Here is a 15,591-nt window from a genome sequence, read left to right as displayed (position 1 = left end):
GGTTCCCCGCGCCGCACTCAGAATCCGCGCATTCCGACATCAACGGTCTCCCTCTTTTCTCTGCACACCATGCACAAGCGTGACCGCCACGATGCTGAGCGCACTTCCGGCTATCGATGCCACAGCGACGAAGGCAAGGACGACCGGGAAGGACCAGACGAACACGAAGCTGAGGAGGGAAAAGGCCGTTGGTCCCACGGCGACCGATACCGGCCACAGGTGGGAGCGAGCACGTCGCGGAATCATCGCGAGAAGGCTCAACGCTGTCGGAAAGATGAGTCCGAAAACCGCGCTCACGATGATCGAGCTCAGAACGTGTCCCGCGTTCCCATCAGCATGGATGGAACCCCCGGTGAAGGGGAACGAGTACAGGCCGTACATCAACCCCAAGACCGCTCCCACGATCGTGTTCGACGTCCCGACCGCAACGGCGCATGCGCGCCACCGCGCCGAGTAGCTGGTGCCCAACGTGGTCATCGCGCCCTTCGTCCTCGCCTCGCCCATGCTCGCGAAGTCTTCATTCGCGAGCACTCGCCTTGCCGCACGGATCCTCCGAAACGGTCCCGTCCGAGGTAGGGCTCGACGCCATGCCCCAGACGCCCTGAGACTTCGGTGGCGTCGCGAAGACGGACATCATCCTGACCTCTTGAACACCGTTTCGGGGTCGGGATTCGAGTCGCGGTCAACGCCCGGTGCGAAGTACCACAGCTCGACCGAGCCCTGTGCGTCCTCGAAAGCGAACAGGGCAGGCATCGCGTTGCAGGGCGGATTCAGGCTGAACGCGATAGCGCTGTCCCCGTATCCCGCGGACCAGTGGCCGGTCAGGGAAGGGAACGATGGACCGGTGTCTGGCGCGGCGTCACACCACATCGATGCCGGCCAGTCCTCCGCGCTCACCCCTCCGCCCTCATGCAGCTCGAACTCCGCCGTTCCGGACGTCGCCGTCCACACGCCGATCAGGTCGTCCTCGGACACCTCCACATCAGGCACGGCGCCACCTGAGCATCCGGCACACGCGACGACGGCGAGTCCCAGTACCGCAGCCGCGTGAAGCGGCCTCACCGCGCGAGCTGAGCGCCACGAACGGGGCAGACGAAGGTTGAGCGGGGAGGCCACAGCGGCACGCTAGGGGCAGTCAAGCCGATGGGTCTACATCCCCGGAGTGGAAATACCCGGCTGTAAGGTATTGCCGCCTCGTGCAATGCAGGGGTCCGACCGGCCTGTCTTCGCGTCGAGAACACCGCCGCTCACTCGGTGTCCATGCCGCAGGGCTCGTCGCTCACCTCCCCGGAGTGATACACGTACGCACCCTCCACGAGTGAATCGATCGCGACGTTCTTGAACGACATCTCCGCGCGGTGGTCCGGCCCGGAAAGGATGACGTACACGGTGACAGGTCCGTCCAGACTCGACACCGGGTACTCGCGGCTGCTGGTCACAGAGAAGTCAGGGAAGGTGTCGGGAAGGATCGGCTCACCGGAGGGCACAGCGACGGCCCGCCCCTCGTCGGCGGTCGCGGAGAAGAGCACCACCTCGTCCTCTGATCCCCACTCTTCGCGCACGGCCGTGGAGATGTAATCGATGACCCACGCCTCATCGAGGCACTGCACCCACGCGAACCGGTCGTCGACGACTGTGAGGGCGACCGGCCCCAGGAAGACGGGTCGCGACGGCACGCATCCCGACAGGGCCGCGGCACCCATCAACCCCAGTGCGACCGCGGCGACCCGGATCACCGCCCTCTTCAGCATGACGAGTACCGTCCTTCGCGGGCGAGCCCGAGCGGGGGGGGGGAAGTCACAGCGGCACGCTAGGGGCAGTGAAGCCGGTGGGTCTACACCCCCGGAGCGGAAATACTCGGCCGTAAGGTATTGCCGGCTCGTGCAATGGACAGGGCCTCGACCCGCGGAGCACTCGCGATCGGCGACAGGCCGAGCTCGCTCTGCAGCTTCCGTCGCGCCCGGCTGAGGGTCGTCCAGACGGTTCCCTGGCTGCACCGCAGAAGCTCAGCGATCTCGCCGGCGGCCAACCGGTCCCAGTACGCGAGAATCACGATCCGACGCTCTCGCGGCGTCAGCACCGTGTCGATCGCTCGACGCACCGCGAGCGCGTCGAGCAGGTCGCCCTGCGGCGCCCGGTGCCCGGTGCGGACGGCGTCGATCGCTCTCGCATGGGCTCGCTCACTCCGGTCGCGATCCTTGAGCTTGTTGTCGCATGCCCGCAGCAACCACACCAATCCGAGCGGGCACGCCGGATCCAGCTTGCGCCAGGCGAGGAGGAACACGTCGGCGACCACCTCGGCCACCTCCGCGTCATCGTCGAGCGTGCACTCCACATGTCGTTGCACGGCGGCCCAGTGCTGGGCGTAGATCGCGGTGAACACGCGCTCGCGCTCGGCGGCACGCTCCTCCGCGCGACGACTCACGGGGCACCCCCGCCGGCACCGGACACCGGGCGCTCAACGCCCTCCTCCCCCGACACCAGCGCTCAGAGGTAGCAGCGGATGTTGTTCGCCGAGCCGTAGACGTTGGCGGAGCCGTTCGCGTACACCGTCGCGAGCACGGTGCTGCCGTTGCGGGCCTGGGCGTAGCCGGAGGTGCGCGCGTTGGCGATCGACCGGGTCACGAAGGTCGAGGGGATCGCGATGCTGCCGCAGCTCCCCCAGCTGAGGATGCTGCCGGAGAGGTTGTACGCGGTGTACGCGCAGATGCGACCTGTGGAGCAGCTGCCCACGGACCGGGCGCTCAGCCCGGACGAGCCGGAAGCCGCCACGAACTCCATGTCGAGCTCGGGCCAGACGATGTGACCCGGCGCAACCAGCTCGCCGCCCGGAACCTCCTCGAGCAGCTGCGCCGCCTGCGGATCGACCGCATCCGGGTTCGCCGCCGCTGATGCCGCAGTGGGCACCCCGGTCAGCACCAGCACCAGGCCCACCAGGGCCGCCATCGTCGCGCGCGTACGCCTCATTCGATCATCTCCTCGTCGAGATCCCACATGCGGTAGTCCGTGATCGAGCCAGGGGCCACGATCCCGTCGTCCACGAGCACCGTGCGCTCCACGCCCACGATGCGCCCGCTGTCGAGCGACACCAGCACGTCGTCGCTGACGGCACCGTCCGCGGCGATCACCCGGATGCCCGCGACCGGACGACCCAGCCGGTCCGTCGTCGCGCCCAGCGCCTGCGCACCGCCCGAGTCCTCGATGAGCGCGAGCAGCTCGGCGTGCTGCGCGTTCGTCAGCGTCCACTGCCCGAAGACGGAGGTGACCGCCGTGACCACGTCGAACGCACTCGGCTCCTTCGGAAGCCCGAACGCCTCCAGCAGCGCCCGCACGTCGGCGGGCGTCTCTCCCGGCACCGCGACGACGGGCGTCACGAACTCGCCGGGTGCGTACGTGACGCGCGACGCCACCTCACCCGTGCTCACGACCTCGGCCTCCTGGTTGGCGACCGCGTCGCCCGGGTCGTAGGCGACACCATTGATCGCGATCGCCTCTCCCGAGAGTTCGTCGCTCCACTGGAACGTCGACAGCTGCGGCACGATCTCGGCCCGCCCGGCGTCGACGTCGACGGAGAACGACCACGATGCGGCGCGCACGGAGCGCTCAGGCGTCTCCGGCTCGTGGAACACGCCGAGGTCGGTGTCGGCCGCCGCCACGGTTTCGGCGAGTGAAGCGGATCCGTCGAACGCGAGCGGGGTGGGTGTGCCCGCAACGGCCGCGCCCTGCGGCAGCAGCACCCCGAACGCGAGAGCAGCCGACGCCGCGACGGCGGTGAGTCCCGCCGCCCACCCGACTCGGCGCGCCCGGCGACGCTGCGGCTCCCGGGAGCTGCGCAGGATGCGGTCGCGCGTCGCGATCGCCCGTGCGTCCGGTTCCGCATCGCGCGGAGTCCGCGCCGGATCCGCAGCGGTGAGCGCTCGCTCGAGCAGGGCGTTGTCAGGCATCACGCGTATCCGTCCCCTCCAGGCCCAGCGCCGCGCGAAGCCGATCCTCCGCCAGACGCAACGTCTTCCGTACCCGTGACTCCGATGCGCGCACCAGCTCCGCGATCTCCCCCACCGTGAGTCCATCCCAATACGTGAGCATGATGATACGCCGTTGGGCCGGGCTGAGGGTACCCACCGCGTGCAGCACCTCACTGCGGCCGACGAGCCCCAGCGGCGCCGGGTCGCCGGACAGCCCGTTGTGCAGCGCATCGAGTGCCCTGAGCCGGGTCGCCCCCCGTCGACCACGGGTGCGCAGACGACGGTCGGCCTCGCGCAGCAGCCACACCCGACCGGGCGGACGACTCGGTCGCGGACGCGACCACGCGGCCAGGAACACCTCCGACACGATCTCGGTGACCTCGTCGTCGTCACCGACCACGCCCTCGATGTGGTGGCGCACCGCCGCCCAGTGCTCGTCGAACACTCGTGTGAAGACCTCGTGCCGCAGCGTGTTCGGGTCCTCGCTGCGGCCGCTCATGACCGCGGGGTCGGCGGTCTGCCCGCCGCCTTCGACGTCGTGCCCCGTCTCATGTCAGAACCCGAGTCGGCCGAGCTGCTTGGGGTCGCGCTGCCACTCCTTCGCGACCTTGACGTGCAGTCCGAGGAACACCCGCGTGCCCAGCAGCTCCTCGATGCCCGTCCTTGCGCGAGCGCCCACGTCGCGCAACCGCGAGCCCTTATGGCCGATGATGATCGCCTTCTGGCTGTCGCGCTCCACCACGATCGACGCGTGCACGTCCGTCAGGTCGCTGTCCTCGCGGGGGGCGATGTCGTCCACGACCACGGCGATCGAGTGCGGGAGCTCATCGCGCACGCCGTCGAGCGCCGCCTCGCGGATGATCTCGGCGATGCGGTCCTCGTTCGACTCGTCCGTCGTGATCCCGGCCGGATACAGCGCGGGTCCCTCGGGCATGAGCTGCAGGATCTCGTCGGCGAGCACATCGAGCTGATCGCGCGTCAGTGCCGAGAGCGGGATGACGGCCGCCCAGTCCTCGCGCAACGAGTCGACCTCCATGAGGCGCTCCGTGATCTCGTCGCGCCCCGCCGCATCGGTCTTCGTGACGATCGCGATCTTCTGCGCACGCGGGTAGCCGTCGAGCGAGGCGGCGATGCGACGATCGCCCGGTCCGACCTTCTCGGTCGCCGGCACGCAGAACCCGATCACGTCGACGTCGCCCAGCACCTGCTCCACCAGGTCGTTCAAACGCTCGCCCAGGAGGGTGCGCGGCTTGTGGATGCCGGGAGTGTCCACGATCACGAGCTGCCCGTCCGGGCGGTTCAGGATGCCGCGGATCGCGCGCCGCGTCGTCTGCGGCTTCTCGCTCGTGATCGCGATCTTGTCGCCCACCAGCGCGTTCGTCAGGGTGGACTTGCCGACGTTCGGTCGACCGACGAAGGTCACGAATCCGCTCCGGGTGTCCTCAGTCATCGCGTCGCTCTCCTTCTTCCTGCACCTCGTCCGCCACCGCGGCCCTCTCGACGAACACCGTCGCGATCCCGCGGCCGCGCCCCCGAGAGGCCCCGCCGGTGAGGACCAGACCGTCCACGACCGCCGTCGCCCCGGGCTGCGGCACCTGTCCGAGCGCCTTGCCGAGCAGACCGCCGATCGAGTCGACGTCCTCATCCTCGAGCTCGAGGCCGAACAGGTCGCCGACGTCTTCCAGCGACAGCCGGGAGCTGACGCGGTAGCGTCCGGCACCGAGATCCACGAACTCCGCGGATACCTGATCGTACTCGTCGGAGATCTCGCCGACGAGCTCCTCGATCAGGTCCTCCAGGGTCACAAGCCCGGAGATCCCGCCGTGCTCGTCGATCACCAGGCACACGTGCACCGCGTCGCGCTTCATCTGCTGCAGCAGCGTCTCGGCGCGCATCGACTCCGGCACGAACGTCGCGGGGCGGGCGATCGGGCGGATCGACGCCGCGCGCCAGGCCAGGTCGTCGCGGTAGGCGAACTGCACCAGATCCTTCAGATACAGCACCCCGACCACGTCGTCGGCCTCGTCGTCCACGACCGGCATGCGCGACACCCCGCGCTGCAGGAACAGCGACATGGCCTCGTCGGTGGTGGCCTCCGCGTCCACGGTGACCATCTCGGTGCGCGGCACCATCACCGCCCGCACGAACTGGTCGGTGAAGTCGAACACCGAGTGGATGAGATCGCGGTCGTCCTCCTCGATGAGGTCGTTCGACGCGGCCTCGTCGACCATGCTCAGCAGCTGGTCCTCGCTCGAGAACGAGCTGCGACCCGTGCCGGGCGTGACCCGGTTGCCGAGCACGACCAGCCCCTGGGCGAGCGGGCCGAGGATGATGCGCAGACCGCGCACGATGCCCGCGCTCCCGCGGATCATGGCCTCAGCGTGCTGGTGGCCGAACGTGCGCGGACTGGCGCCGACGAGCACGAACGTGATGCCCGTCATCAGGATGGCCGCGGCGAGCATCGCCCACCAGATGCTCTCGAACATGATCGTGAACGCCACCGTGACGAGCACGGCCGCGGTGACCTCCGCGAGCACACGGATGAACGCGACCGCGTTGACGTGCGCGTCGAGGTCGGCGGCGATCCGCTCGAGCGCCTTCGCCCGTCGCCCCTCGGTCGCCAGATCTGCGAGGCCGGCCCGGGACGTGACGCCGTAGGCCGCGTCGATCGCAGCCATGAGGCCGCCGAAGGCCACCAGCAGCACGGCGGCGATCAGCAGCAGGATCTCCGTCATCGGCGGCGGCGCTCGGACACGGCGAAGCCCTGGATCAGCTGCTTCTGGAGTCCGAACATCTCCCGCTCCTCCTCCGGCTCCGCGTGATCGAAGCCGAGCAGGTGCAGCAGACCGTGCGTGGTGAGCAGGATCAGCTCGTCCATCAGGGTGTGGCCGGCCGCCTGCGCCTGGGTCTCCGCCACCTGCGGGCACAGCACGATATCGCCCAGCAGGCCGGGAGGCGTCGGGCGGTCCTCGGTGCCGGGGCGCAGCTCGTCCATCGGGAAGCTGAGCACGTCGGTCGGGCCCGGCTCGTCCATCCACTGCACATGCAGCGCCTCCATGGCGCCCTCGTCGACGAGCACGATCGCCACCTCGGCGTCCGGGCTGACGTGCAGCTGCTCCAGGTTGAAGTCGGTGAGCCGCTGCAGCACCGTCTCGTCGACGTCGATCGCCGACTCGTTGTTGATCTCGATCATGAGAGCCCCCGTTTCGGCATCCGGTCGCGTGGTCCTGGTCGCTGCGCCCCGCGGCGCTCGGCCCTGTTGGCGAACTCCGCGGCCTGCTCGCGCTCGAACCGCTGCGCCGTGCGCTTCTCGTCGTACTCGCTGTACGCGTCGACGATGCGCCCCACGAGCGAGTGCCGCACCACGTCGTCGCTGGTCAGCCGGGTGAAGTGGATGTCGTCGATCCCGTCGAGCACCCGCGTCACGAGCCGCAGTCCCGAAGACCCCTGCGGCAGGTCGACCTGGGTGATGTCGCCCGTGACGACCATCTTGGTGCCGAAGCCCAGCCGCGTCAGGAACATCTTCATCTGCTCCGGCGTGGTGTTCTGCGCCTCGTCGAGCACCACGAACGAGTCGTTGAGCGTGCGACCGCGCATGTACGCGAGCGGCGCCACCTCGATCGTCCCCGTGGCCATCAGGCGCGGCACGATCTCCGGGTCCATCATCTCGTTCAGCGCGTCGTACAGCGGGCGCAGGTACGGGTCGATCTTGTCGGTGAGCGTGCCGGGCAGGAACCCCAGCCGCTCCCCCGCCTCCACCGCCGGACGGGTGAGGATGATGCGCGTGACCTCCTTGCGCTGCAGCGCCTGCACGGCCTTCGCCATCGCCAGGTAGGTCTTTCCGGTACCGGCCGGGCCGATGCCGAACACGATCGTGTTCTCCTCGATCGCGTCGACGTACTCCTTCTGTCCGAGCGTCTTCGGGCGGATCACCTTGCCACGGGTCGACAGGATCGCCTCGCCGAGCACCTCGCTCGGGCGCGGACCGCCCTCGGTGCGGAGCATGCGCGCCGAGCTGGACACGTCGCTGGGCGCCAGGTCGTGCCCGGCCTTCGTCATCGCCAGCAGCTCGTCGACGAGGTTCTTCGCCTTCGCGACGGCGTCGCGCTCGCCCGTCAGGGTGATCTCGTTGCCGCGGACGAGCACCTGCACATCGCGGTGCTCGCGTTCCAGCATCCGCAGCAGGCGGTCCTGCGGACCGAGCAGCTGCACCATCGCGACACCGTCCGCGTAGATGCGTTCGGTGACGGTTTCCTGATCGTCAGAAGCCAACGAGCTTGTTCTCCTCGAGATTGCCGAGCACATGGGCGTGCACGTGGAAGACGGACTGGGCGGCGCTCGCGCCGTTGTTGAAGATGAGGCGGTACTCGCCGTTGGCGTGCTCGTCGGCGATGCGCTTCGCTGCCGCGACCATCTCGGCCAGCAGACCCGGGTCACCCGCCGCGAGCTCCGTCACGTCGCGGTACTCCTCGGTCTTCGGGATCACGAGCGCGTGCAGCGGAGCCTGCGGGTTGATGTCGCGGATCACGAACACCCGACCCGCATCGAGCAGGATCTCACCGGGGATGTCCCCGTTCAGGATGCGCGTGAAGATCGAGGGTTCGCTCATGCGTTCAGCTTACCGGGGCCCCTGCACGCGGCGGCGGTCACCAGCGGCCGAGAGCGACCGACAGCACCGCGATCGCCGCCGGTCCGGCCGTGGACGTGCGCAGCACCGTGTCGCCGAGGAGCACGCGCTCCGCGCCCGCCGCCGTGAGCCGCTCCAGCTCCTCGGCGGAGATGCCGCCCTCGGGCCCCACCACCAGCACGAGGTCGCGGCCGTCGGGCTCCAGGTCGGACAGCCGCCCTGGCGCGGTCGGGTCGAGCAGCAGCACCCGCTGCTGCGCCGCGCGCGCCGCCAGCTGCGCGGTCGACTCGACCGGCGCGACCTCCGGCACCCATGCGCGATGGGCCTGCTTGGCCGCCTCGCGCACGATCGTCGCCCAGCGCTCGCGACCCTTCGCGGCCTTGGGCCCCTCCCAGCGCGAGATGCTGCGACCCGCCTGCCACGGCACGATCTCGTCCACGCCGAGCTCGCACGCCGCCTGCACCGCGAGCTCGTCACGGTCGCCCTTCGCGAGCGCCTGCACCAGCACGACCCTCGGCGACGGCGCCGGCGACTCCGCGCGCTCCTGCACCCGCACCTCGACGCGCGACGGCGAGACCTCCTCCGCGACGCCGGTCAGCCACACGCCGCGGCCGTCCCCCACCGTCACGGCCTCGCCGACGCGCAGCCGACGCACCACGGCGGCGTGCTTCGCCTCGGCGCCGGTCAGTGTGACCAGGTCGCCGACGGCCGCGCCTCCCGCCGTCTCGACCAGGAAGTGGAGCGCCACGATCAGTGTCCGCGGAACCGGTCGCGCAGCTTCGAGAACAGCCCCTGCTGGAACTGGGCGAGCTGCGGGGCCGGAGCCTTCGCCTTCTTCGCGAAGTCCTCGATGAGCTTGCGCTGCGACGCGTCGAGCTTCGTGGGTGTCACGACCTGCACGCCCACCCGCAGGTCGCCGCGCTGGGTGCCGCGCAGCGGCGTGATGCCGCGGCCCTTGATCGTCAGCACGTCGCCGGACTGCACACCGGGGCGGATCTCCAGGTCGACCTCGCCGTCCAGGCCCTCGATCGACGTGTCGGTGCCGAGGATCGCATCGGTCATCGACACCTCGAGCGTCGCGAGGAGGTCGTCGCCCTCCCGGCTGAACGCGGGGTGCGGGGTGACCGTGACCTCCACGTACAGGTCGCCGTTGGGGCCACCGGCGCGACCGACCTCACCGGAGCCCGGCAGCTGCAGGCGCAGTCCGGTCTCCACGCCGGCGGGGATGTCGAGCGACACGGTGCGCCGCGAGCGCACGCGCCCCTGTCCGCCGCACGTGCCGCACGGATACGGGATGGTGGTGCCGTAGCCCTCGCACGTGCCGCACGGCTGCGAGGTGACGACGTTGCCGAGCAGGCTGCGCACCTGACGCTGCACGTGGCCGGTGCCGCCGCAGATGTCGCACGTGACGGGCGACGTGCCCTCCTGGCAGCACGAGCCCTGACACGTCTCGCACAGCACCGCGGTGTCGACCTCGATGTCGCGGTGTGCGCCGAACACGACGTCGCCCAGCTCGAGCGTCACGCGCACCAGGGCGTCTTGACCGCGCTCGCGCCGCGACCGGGGTCGGGCTCCGCGGCCACCGCCCTGCGCGGCGCCGAAGAACGTCTCGAAGATGTCGCCGAACCCGCCGAAGCCGCCGAAGTTGCCCGCGGCGCCGTCCCCGCCGCCCATGTCGTAGCGGCGTCGCGACTCCTCGTCGCTGAGCACGTCGTACGCGTGGGTGACGAGCTTGAACCGCTCGGCCGCGTCCTCGCCCGGATTCACGTCCGGGTGGAGCTGCCGCGCCAGTCGGCGGTACGCCTTCTTGATCTCATCCGTGGAAGCGTCCCGGGACACCCCGAGAACCTCATAGTGGTCCGCCACAATCGCCCTTCTGCGTGTTCCGTGGGGCCGCGTCAGCGGCCGGCCTCGTCGTCGTCGAGCATCCGCGACAGGTAGCGGGCCACCGCCCGCGCCGCCGCCAGGTTGCTCGGATAGTCCATGCGCGTCGGCCCCATCACGCCGACGCGCGCCGTTCCGGTCGGTGCCGCGTAGTCGCTCGCGACGATCGACGCCTCGCCGAGACCGAACGGCGCGTTCTCGGTGCCGATGCTGGCCGCCAGGCCGTGCTCGTCGGCCACCATCTCGCTCATCAGCCGCAGCAGCGTCACCTGCTCCTCGATCGCCTCGAGGAGGGGGTGGATGCTGCCGCGGAAGTCGTGCTCGCGGCGGGCGAGGGTCGCCGCGCCCGCCATCACCAGTCGCTCCTGACGGAACCCGCCCAGCTCGTCGACGAGGACGCCGGCGAGAGTGCGCAGCACGCGGTCGCGCGGCGTCTCCTCCGCGGCCAGCAGGGTCTGCAGCCGCTCGGACGCCTCCGCGATCGCCTGCCCCGTGATGAGCGCGGAGAGCCGGGCGCGGAGCACACCGAGATCGGCCTCGTCGATCGCATCCGGCAGCACCGTCATCCGCTGCGAGACGCCGCCGGCATCGGTCACCAGCACGGTCAGGAGACGGTTGGGGGCCAGCGCGACGAGCTCCACGTGCGTGACCCGCGCGCGGGCGAACGACGGATACTGCGCCAGCGCGACCTGACCCGTGAGCTGCGTCAGTACCCGCACCGTGCGCGCCATGAGGTCGTCGAGGTCGGCGGGGTCGGCGAGGAACGACTCGATCGCCGAGCGCTGCGCCGAGGAGAGGGGACGGAGCTGGGCGAGGTGGTTGACGAAGACGCGGTAGCCCTTGTCGGTGGGCACGCGACCGGACGACGTGTGGGGGGCGGTGATGAGCTCCTCGTCTTCGAGCTGCGCCATGTCGTTGCGGATCGTCGCCGCGGACACCCCGAACGAGTGCCGGTCGACGATCGATCGGCTGCCCACCGGCTCGTGCGTCTCGACGTAGTCCTGCACGATCGCGCGGAGAACCTGGAGTCCTCGCTCTGTGACCATGGCCCACCCCTTCCCGCTGACGACCGGACGCTGGCACTCTGACACCCTGAGTGCCAATCCTACCGCGTACGACCGGGAGTTCTCCGAACCCGCGCGCCGATCACTCAGTCGGTGAGCTCGCGCACCACCGCGTCGGCGAGGAGGCGTCCGCGCAGGGTGAGCTGCACGCGCCCGCGGAGCGCCGCCGCCGCGTCGATCAGGCCGTCCGCGATGAGCCCGGCCACGCGGGGGCGGTTCGCCGCGGGCAGGTCGTCCACCGCGATGCCCTCGCGGATGCGGCTGAGCAGCAGGATGCGCTCGAGCGTCTGGGCCTCCACGTCGGGGCGCTCCCGTCCCGCCGCCGGAGACGCGGACGCCGCGAGCCGCTGCGCGTAGGCGGCCGGATGCTTCACGTTCCACCAGCGCAGTCCCGCCACGTGGCTGTGCGCGCCGGGACCGAAGCCCCACCAGTCGCTCCCCCGCCAGTACGCCAGGTTGTGCCGCGACCGCTGCTCCGGCGTGCGCGCCCAGTTGCTGACCTCGTACCACTCGAAACCCGCCGCGGCCAGCCGCTCGTCGGCCAGCTCGTACATGTCCGCCTGCAGGTCGTCGTCGGGGGTAGGCACCTCGCCGCGACGGATCTGCCGCGCGAGCTTCGTCCCGTCCTCGATGATCAACGCGTACGCGGAGATGTGGTCCGACTCGAGCTGGAGGGCCGCATCGAGCGACGCCTCCCAGTCGGCGAGCGACTCCCCCGGCGCGCCGTAGATGAGATCGACGCTGACGTCCAGTCCCGCACCCTTGGCCGCGGCCACCGCCGTCCGCACGTTCTCCGGCTGATGCGTGCGATCGAGAGCGGCGAGCACGTGCGGCACCGCCGACTGCATGCCGATCGACAACCGCGTGACGCCGGCCTGCGCGAGGGTGCGCGCCACCTCGGGTGTCACCGTGTCGGGGTTCGCCTCCACCGTCACCTCGGCACCCGGCGCGAGCCCGAACGCCGCGGTCGCCGCGCCGAGCATGCGCGCGAGGTCGCCCGGGGGCAGCAGCGTCGGCGTGCCGCCCCCGAAGAACACCGTGTCCATCGGTCGCAGCGCCCCCGCGGCGTCCAGCACGCCGCGAGCGAGGGCGATCTCGCCGATCAGGGTCGACGCATAGTCCTCCTGCTTCGCGCCGCGCAGCTCGCTCGACGTATAGGTGTTGAAGTCGCAGTAGCCGCAGCGCACGCGGCAGAACGGCACGTGCAGGTACGCCGAGAACGGGGTGTCGGCAGAGATCGGCAGGTCGTCGGGCAGGCGGCCGTCGGCGGGAGCCGGATCGCCGAGGGGAAGCGGTCCCGCCATCAGACGGGGGTCGCGTACAGCGGGGAGATCGCGCGCAGGTACCGCGCGAACAGCTCGCGGCGGCGCCGCTTCATGAGTGCCGGGATCAGGCGGTAGACGAGCGCGTTGGGCGCGTCGAACGCGCGCACCGTGAACCACACCTCGTCGTTGTCCTCGCGCCAGTCGACGTCGAACGACTCCTCGCCGCTGACGACCGAGCCCCCGATCGTCCCGAGCACGAAGCCGATGCGCCGTGTCTCCTCGGTGACCGAGATCACGCGCAGCTCGGAGTCGGCGCGCATGCCGCCCACCCGACCGCGCAGGTGCAGCGTCATCCCGGCGCCGACGAACGGCATGCCCTCCGCGTCATAGCGCGGCTCGACATCGCGCTTGCTCGGCGCGATCGGGTTGCCCTCGGCGTCGAAGCTGACCCCGGCGTACGCGGGGCCCGGGGCAGGACGCACGTCTTCCACCGAGAGTCCGGCTGCGCGCTGCGCCGTCCACGACAGCAGGGCCTCGCCCGCCGTCTGGAACCGCTCCTCGCCGCTGCCGATCCGCCAGGACTCCTCCGCCGGGATGCTGCGCTCCGGCGGGTACTGCATCAGGTCGGGGGCGTGGGTCGCACCCACGGCCGCATAGTCCACCGTGTCGTCTCGGAAAGTCCCGCGCCGCATGAGATCCAGCCTACTTCGGGTTCCCTGGGCGAACACCCCCCGCACCACGGGAGCGCCCAGGATCGCCCGGGTTACTTCTTGTCCTTGCCCTCGACGTCGCCGGAGAGCGCCGCGATGAACGCCTCCTGGGGGACCTCGACGCGGCCGACCATCTTCATGCGCTTCTTGCCCTCCTTCTGCTTCTCGAGGAGCTTGCGCTTGCGGGTGATGTCACCGCCGTAGCACTTGGCGAGCACGTCCTTGCGGATCGCGCGGATGGTCTCGCGGGCGATGATGCGCGCACCGATCGCCGCCTGGATCGGCACCTCGAACTGCTGGCGAGGGATGAGCTTGCGCAGGCGCTCGGCCATCATCGTGCCGTACGCGTAGGCCTTGTCGCGGTGCACGATCGAGCTGAAGGCGTCGACCTTCTCGCCCTGGAGGAGGATGTCGACCTTCACCAGGTCGGCTTCCTGCTGACCGGAGGGCTCGTAGTCGAGCGAGGCGTACCCCTGCGTCTTGGACTTGAGCTGGTCGAAGAAGTCGAACACGATCTCGCCGAGCGGCATGTTGTAGCGCAGCTCGACGCGCTCCTCCGAGAAGTACTCCATGCCCAGCAGCGTGCCGCGCCGCGACTGGCACAGCTCCATCACGGTGCCGACGTAGTCCTTGGGCAGCAGGATCGCCGCCTTCACCATCGGCTCCGACACCGAGCCGATGCGCCCATCGGGGTACTCGCTCGGGTTCGTGACCGTGACCGTCTCGCCGGTGTCGCTGGTGACGACCTCGTAGATCACGCTCGGCGCCGTGGTGATGAGGTCGAGGCCGAACTCGCGCGCGAGCCGCTCCGTCACGATCTCCAGGTGCAGCAGGCCGAGGAAGCCGCAGCGGAAGCCGAAGCCGAGCGCGACCGAGGTCTCCGGCTCGTACTGCAGCGACGCGTCGGAGAGCTTGAGCTTGTCGAGGGCCTCGCGCAGTTCCGCGTAGTCGCTGCCGTCGATCGGGTAGATGCCCGAGAACACCATCGGCTTCGGGTCGGTGTAGCCGGGAAGCGCGTCGGCGGCGGGCTTGCGCGCGTTCGTGATGGTGTCGCCGACCTTCGACTGGCGCACGTCCTTCACGCCGGTGATGAGGTAGCCCACCTCGCCGACGCCGAGGCCCTTCGTGGGCGTCGGCTCAGGGCTGGACACCCCGACCTCGAGAGCCTCGTGGTTGGCGCCGGTCGACATCATCTGGATGCGCTCGCGCGGGGAGAGGCTGCCGTCGACCATGCGCACATAGGTGACGACGCCGCGGTACGCGTCGTACACGGAGTCGAAGATCATGGCGCGGGCGGGAGCTTCGGCGTCTCCGACCGGCGCGGGGATCTCCCGCACGAGGCGGTCGAGCAGATCCTCGACGCCGACGCCGGTCTTGCCCGAGACGCGCAGCACGTCTTCCGGCTTGCCCCCGATGAGGGAGGCGAGCTCCTTCGCGTACTTCTCCGGGTCGGCCGCCGGGAGGTCGATCTTGTTGAGGACCGGGATGATGTGCAGGTCGTTCTCGAGCGCCAGGTAGAGGTTGGCGAGCGTCTGCGCCTCGATCCCCTGTGCGGCGTCGACCAGGAGGATCGCCCCCTCGCACGCGGCGAGGGAGCGCGACACCTCGTAGGTGAAGTCCACGTGGCCGGGGGTGTCGATCATGTTCAGCGCGAACGGCTCGCCGTCGATCTCCCAGGGCATGCGCACGGCCTGGCTCTTGATGGTGATGCCGCGCTCGCGCTCGATGTCCATGCGGTCGAGGTACTGCGCCCGCATGTCCCGGTCCGACACCACTCCGGTGATCTGGAGCATGCGGTCGGCGAGCGTCGACTTGCCGTGATCGATGTGGGCGATGATGCAGAAATTGCGGATCTGCGCAGCCGGCGTCGCGGCAGGCTGAAGCGGGGTGAGAGCGCGTGGGGACATGTCCCGTCGATTCTACGGTGAGGGGCAGGGGAATCCCCATTCGGGGACATCGGTGATAGTCTCCCGAAGTTGCCCGGGATCAATCCGTGACACCGGATCCCGTAAGCGATACGACTCCGTCACAGACTCCGTGAGGGCTGTCGCGTCGCGCAGAACGGCGGATGGCGCC

The 15,591-nt window shown here is 70.0% G+C and carries 18 protein-coding genes; 1 reads left to right on the top strand and 17 read right to left on the bottom strand.

What is annotated here, in order from left to right; genetic code table 11:
* The first annotated feature begins 79 nt into the window (after positions 1–79).
* Entirely contained in the window at positions 80–457 is a 378-nt protein-coding gene (locus KZC56_RS15745) for a hypothetical protein (protein WP_247638978.1), read from the top strand.
* 176 nt (positions 458–633) lie between these two features.
* Here KZC56_RS15745 and KZC56_RS15740 read toward each other — a convergent pair whose 3' ends face one another.
* The 17 genes from KZC56_RS15740 to lepA form a co-directional block, all read right to left on the bottom strand.
* Positions 634–990, bottom strand: a complete 357-nt coding sequence (locus tag KZC56_RS15740) for a hypothetical protein (protein WP_247638977.1) — start codon at positions 988–990, stop codon at positions 634–636.
* 257 nt (positions 991–1,247) lie between these two features.
* Positions 1,248–1,751, bottom strand: a complete 504-nt coding sequence (locus KZC56_RS15735; RefSeq protein WP_247638976.1) for a hypothetical protein — start codon at positions 1,749–1,751, stop codon at positions 1,248–1,250.
* Positions 1,752–1,834: 83 nt separating this feature from the next.
* The gene (locus KZC56_RS15730) at positions 1,835–2,383 is read right to left on the bottom strand and encodes an RNA polymerase sigma factor (RefSeq protein WP_247638975.1); all 549 of its coding nucleotides are present in this window, start codon (positions 2,381–2,383) and stop codon (positions 1,835–1,837) included.
* Between the two features lie 104 nt (positions 2,384–2,487).
* Positions 2,488–2,967 carry a hypothetical protein gene (locus tag KZC56_RS15725; RefSeq protein WP_247638974.1) on the bottom strand — a complete coding sequence of 160 codons (480 nt, stop codon included), beginning with the start codon at positions 2,965–2,967 and terminating at the stop codon, positions 2,488–2,490.
* Positions 2,964–3,944, bottom strand: a complete 981-nt coding sequence (locus tag KZC56_RS15720) for a hypothetical protein (protein ID WP_247638973.1) — start codon at positions 3,942–3,944, stop codon at positions 2,964–2,966. The genes KZC56_RS15725 and KZC56_RS15720 overlap by 4 nt, the downstream gene beginning before the upstream one ends.
* Positions 3,937–4,464, bottom strand: coding sequence for an RNA polymerase sigma factor (locus tag KZC56_RS15715; protein WP_247638972.1), 528 nt, complete (start codon positions 4,462–4,464; stop codon positions 3,937–3,939). The genes KZC56_RS15720 and KZC56_RS15715 overlap by 8 nt, the downstream gene beginning before the upstream one ends.
* A gap of 54 nt (positions 4,465–4,518) precedes the next feature.
* Positions 4,519–5,415: a GTPase Era gene (gene era / locus KZC56_RS15710; RefSeq protein WP_136030561.1), complete on the bottom strand. Its 897-nt coding sequence runs from the start codon at positions 5,413–5,415 to the stop codon at positions 4,519–4,521.
* Entirely contained in the window at positions 5,408–6,700 is a 1,293-nt protein-coding gene (locus KZC56_RS15705; protein WP_136030559.1) for a hemolysin family protein, read from the bottom strand. Before KZC56_RS15705 ends, era begins: the two co-directional genes overlap by 8 nt.
* Positions 6,697–7,158, bottom strand: a complete 462-nt coding sequence (gene ybeY / locus KZC56_RS15700; protein WP_136030557.1) for an rRNA maturation RNase YbeY — start codon at positions 7,156–7,158, stop codon at positions 6,697–6,699. The genes KZC56_RS15705 and ybeY overlap by 4 nt, the downstream gene beginning before the upstream one ends.
* Positions 7,155–8,180, bottom strand: a complete 1,026-nt coding sequence (locus KZC56_RS15695; RefSeq protein WP_206253364.1) for a PhoH family protein — start codon at positions 8,178–8,180, stop codon at positions 7,155–7,157. Before KZC56_RS15695 ends, ybeY begins: the two co-directional genes overlap by 4 nt.
* Before the next feature lie 46 nt (positions 8,181–8,226).
* A complete protein-coding gene (locus KZC56_RS15690) occupies positions 8,227–8,574 on the bottom strand; it encodes an HIT domain-containing protein (protein ID WP_136030553.1) in 348 nt (115 codons plus the stop codon).
* A gap of 37 nt (positions 8,575–8,611) precedes the next feature.
* Entirely contained in the window at positions 8,612–9,340 is a 729-nt protein-coding gene (locus KZC56_RS15685; protein WP_136030551.1) for a 16S rRNA (uracil(1498)-N(3))-methyltransferase, read from the bottom strand.
* 2 nt (positions 9,341–9,342) lie between these two features.
* Positions 9,343–10,458: a molecular chaperone DnaJ gene (dnaJ, locus tag KZC56_RS15680; RefSeq protein WP_136030548.1), complete on the bottom strand. Its 1,116-nt coding sequence runs from the start codon at positions 10,456–10,458 to the stop codon at positions 9,343–9,345.
* 32 nt (positions 10,459–10,490) lie between these two features.
* Positions 10,491–11,522 carry a heat-inducible transcriptional repressor HrcA gene (hrcA, locus tag KZC56_RS15675; protein WP_136036372.1) on the bottom strand — a complete coding sequence of 344 codons (1,032 nt, stop codon included), beginning with the start codon at positions 11,520–11,522 and terminating at the stop codon, positions 10,491–10,493.
* A gap of 104 nt (positions 11,523–11,626) precedes the next feature.
* Positions 11,627–12,844, bottom strand: a complete 1,218-nt coding sequence (hemW, locus tag KZC56_RS15670; RefSeq protein ID WP_247638971.1) for a radical SAM family heme chaperone HemW — start codon at positions 12,842–12,844, stop codon at positions 11,627–11,629.
* Entirely contained in the window at positions 12,844–13,497 is a 654-nt protein-coding gene (locus tag KZC56_RS15665; protein ID WP_136030542.1) for a DUF1990 domain-containing protein, read from the bottom strand. The genes hemW and KZC56_RS15665 overlap by 1 nt, the downstream gene beginning before the upstream one ends.
* A 71-nt stretch (positions 13,498–13,568) precedes the next feature.
* Positions 13,569–15,422, bottom strand: a complete 1,854-nt coding sequence (gene lepA, locus KZC56_RS15660) for a translation elongation factor 4 (RefSeq protein WP_247638970.1) — start codon at positions 15,420–15,422, stop codon at positions 13,569–13,571.
* Positions 15,423–15,591: the final 169 nt, after the last annotated feature.

It is taken from the genome of Microbacterium sufflavum, from assembly GCF_023091155.1.
Classification (GTDB): domain Bacteria; phylum Actinomycetota; class Actinomycetes; order Actinomycetales; family Microbacteriaceae; genus Microbacterium; species Microbacterium sufflavum.
This window is presented reverse-complemented; position numbering and strand designations above follow the sequence as displayed.

Coding starts and splice junctions, on each gene's coding strand:
- KZC56_RS15735 (WP_247638976.1), bottom strand. CDS start 1,751: ATGCTGAAGAGGGCGGTGATCCGGGTCGCCGCGGTCGCACTGGGGTTG.
- KZC56_RS15725 (WP_247638974.1), bottom strand. CDS start 2,967: ATGAGGCGTACGCGCGCGACGATGGCGGCCCTGGTGGGCCTGGTGCTG.
- KZC56_RS15720 (WP_247638973.1), bottom strand. CDS start 3,944: ATGCCTGACAACGCCCTGCTCGAGCGAGCGCTCACCGCTGCGGATCCG.
- KZC56_RS15715 (WP_247638972.1), bottom strand. CDS start 4,464: ATGAGCGGCCGCAGCGAGGACCCGAACACGCTGCGGCACGAGGTCTTC.
- era (WP_136030561.1), bottom strand. CDS start 5,415: ATGACTGAGGACACCCGGAGCGGATTCGTGACCTTCGTCGGTCGACCG.
- KZC56_RS15705 (WP_136030559.1), bottom strand. CDS start 6,700: ATGACGGAGATCCTGCTGCTGATCGCCGCCGTGCTGCTGGTGGCCTTC.
- ybeY (WP_136030557.1), bottom strand. CDS start 7,158: ATGATCGAGATCAACAACGAGTCGGCGATCGACGTCGACGAGACGGTG.
- KZC56_RS15695 (WP_206253364.1), bottom strand. CDS start 8,180: ATGGTGCAGCTGCTCGGTCCGCAGGACCGCCTGCTGCGGATGCTGGAA.
- KZC56_RS15690 (WP_136030553.1), bottom strand. CDS start 8,574: ATGAGCGAACCCTCGATCTTCACGCGCATCCTGAACGGGGACATCCCC.
- hrcA (WP_136036372.1), bottom strand. CDS start 11,522: ATGGTCACAGAGCGAGGACTCCAGGTTCTCCGCGCGATCGTGCAGGAC.
- hemW (WP_247638971.1), bottom strand. CDS start 12,844: ATGGCGGGACCGCTTCCCCTCGGCGATCCGGCTCCCGCCGACGGCCGC.
- KZC56_RS15665 (WP_136030542.1), bottom strand. CDS start 13,497: ATGCGGCGCGGGACTTTCCGAGACGACACGGTGGACTATGCGGCCGTG.
- lepA (WP_247638970.1), bottom strand. CDS start 15,422: ATGTCCCCACGCGCTCTCACCCCGCTTCAGCCTGCCGCGACGCCGGCT.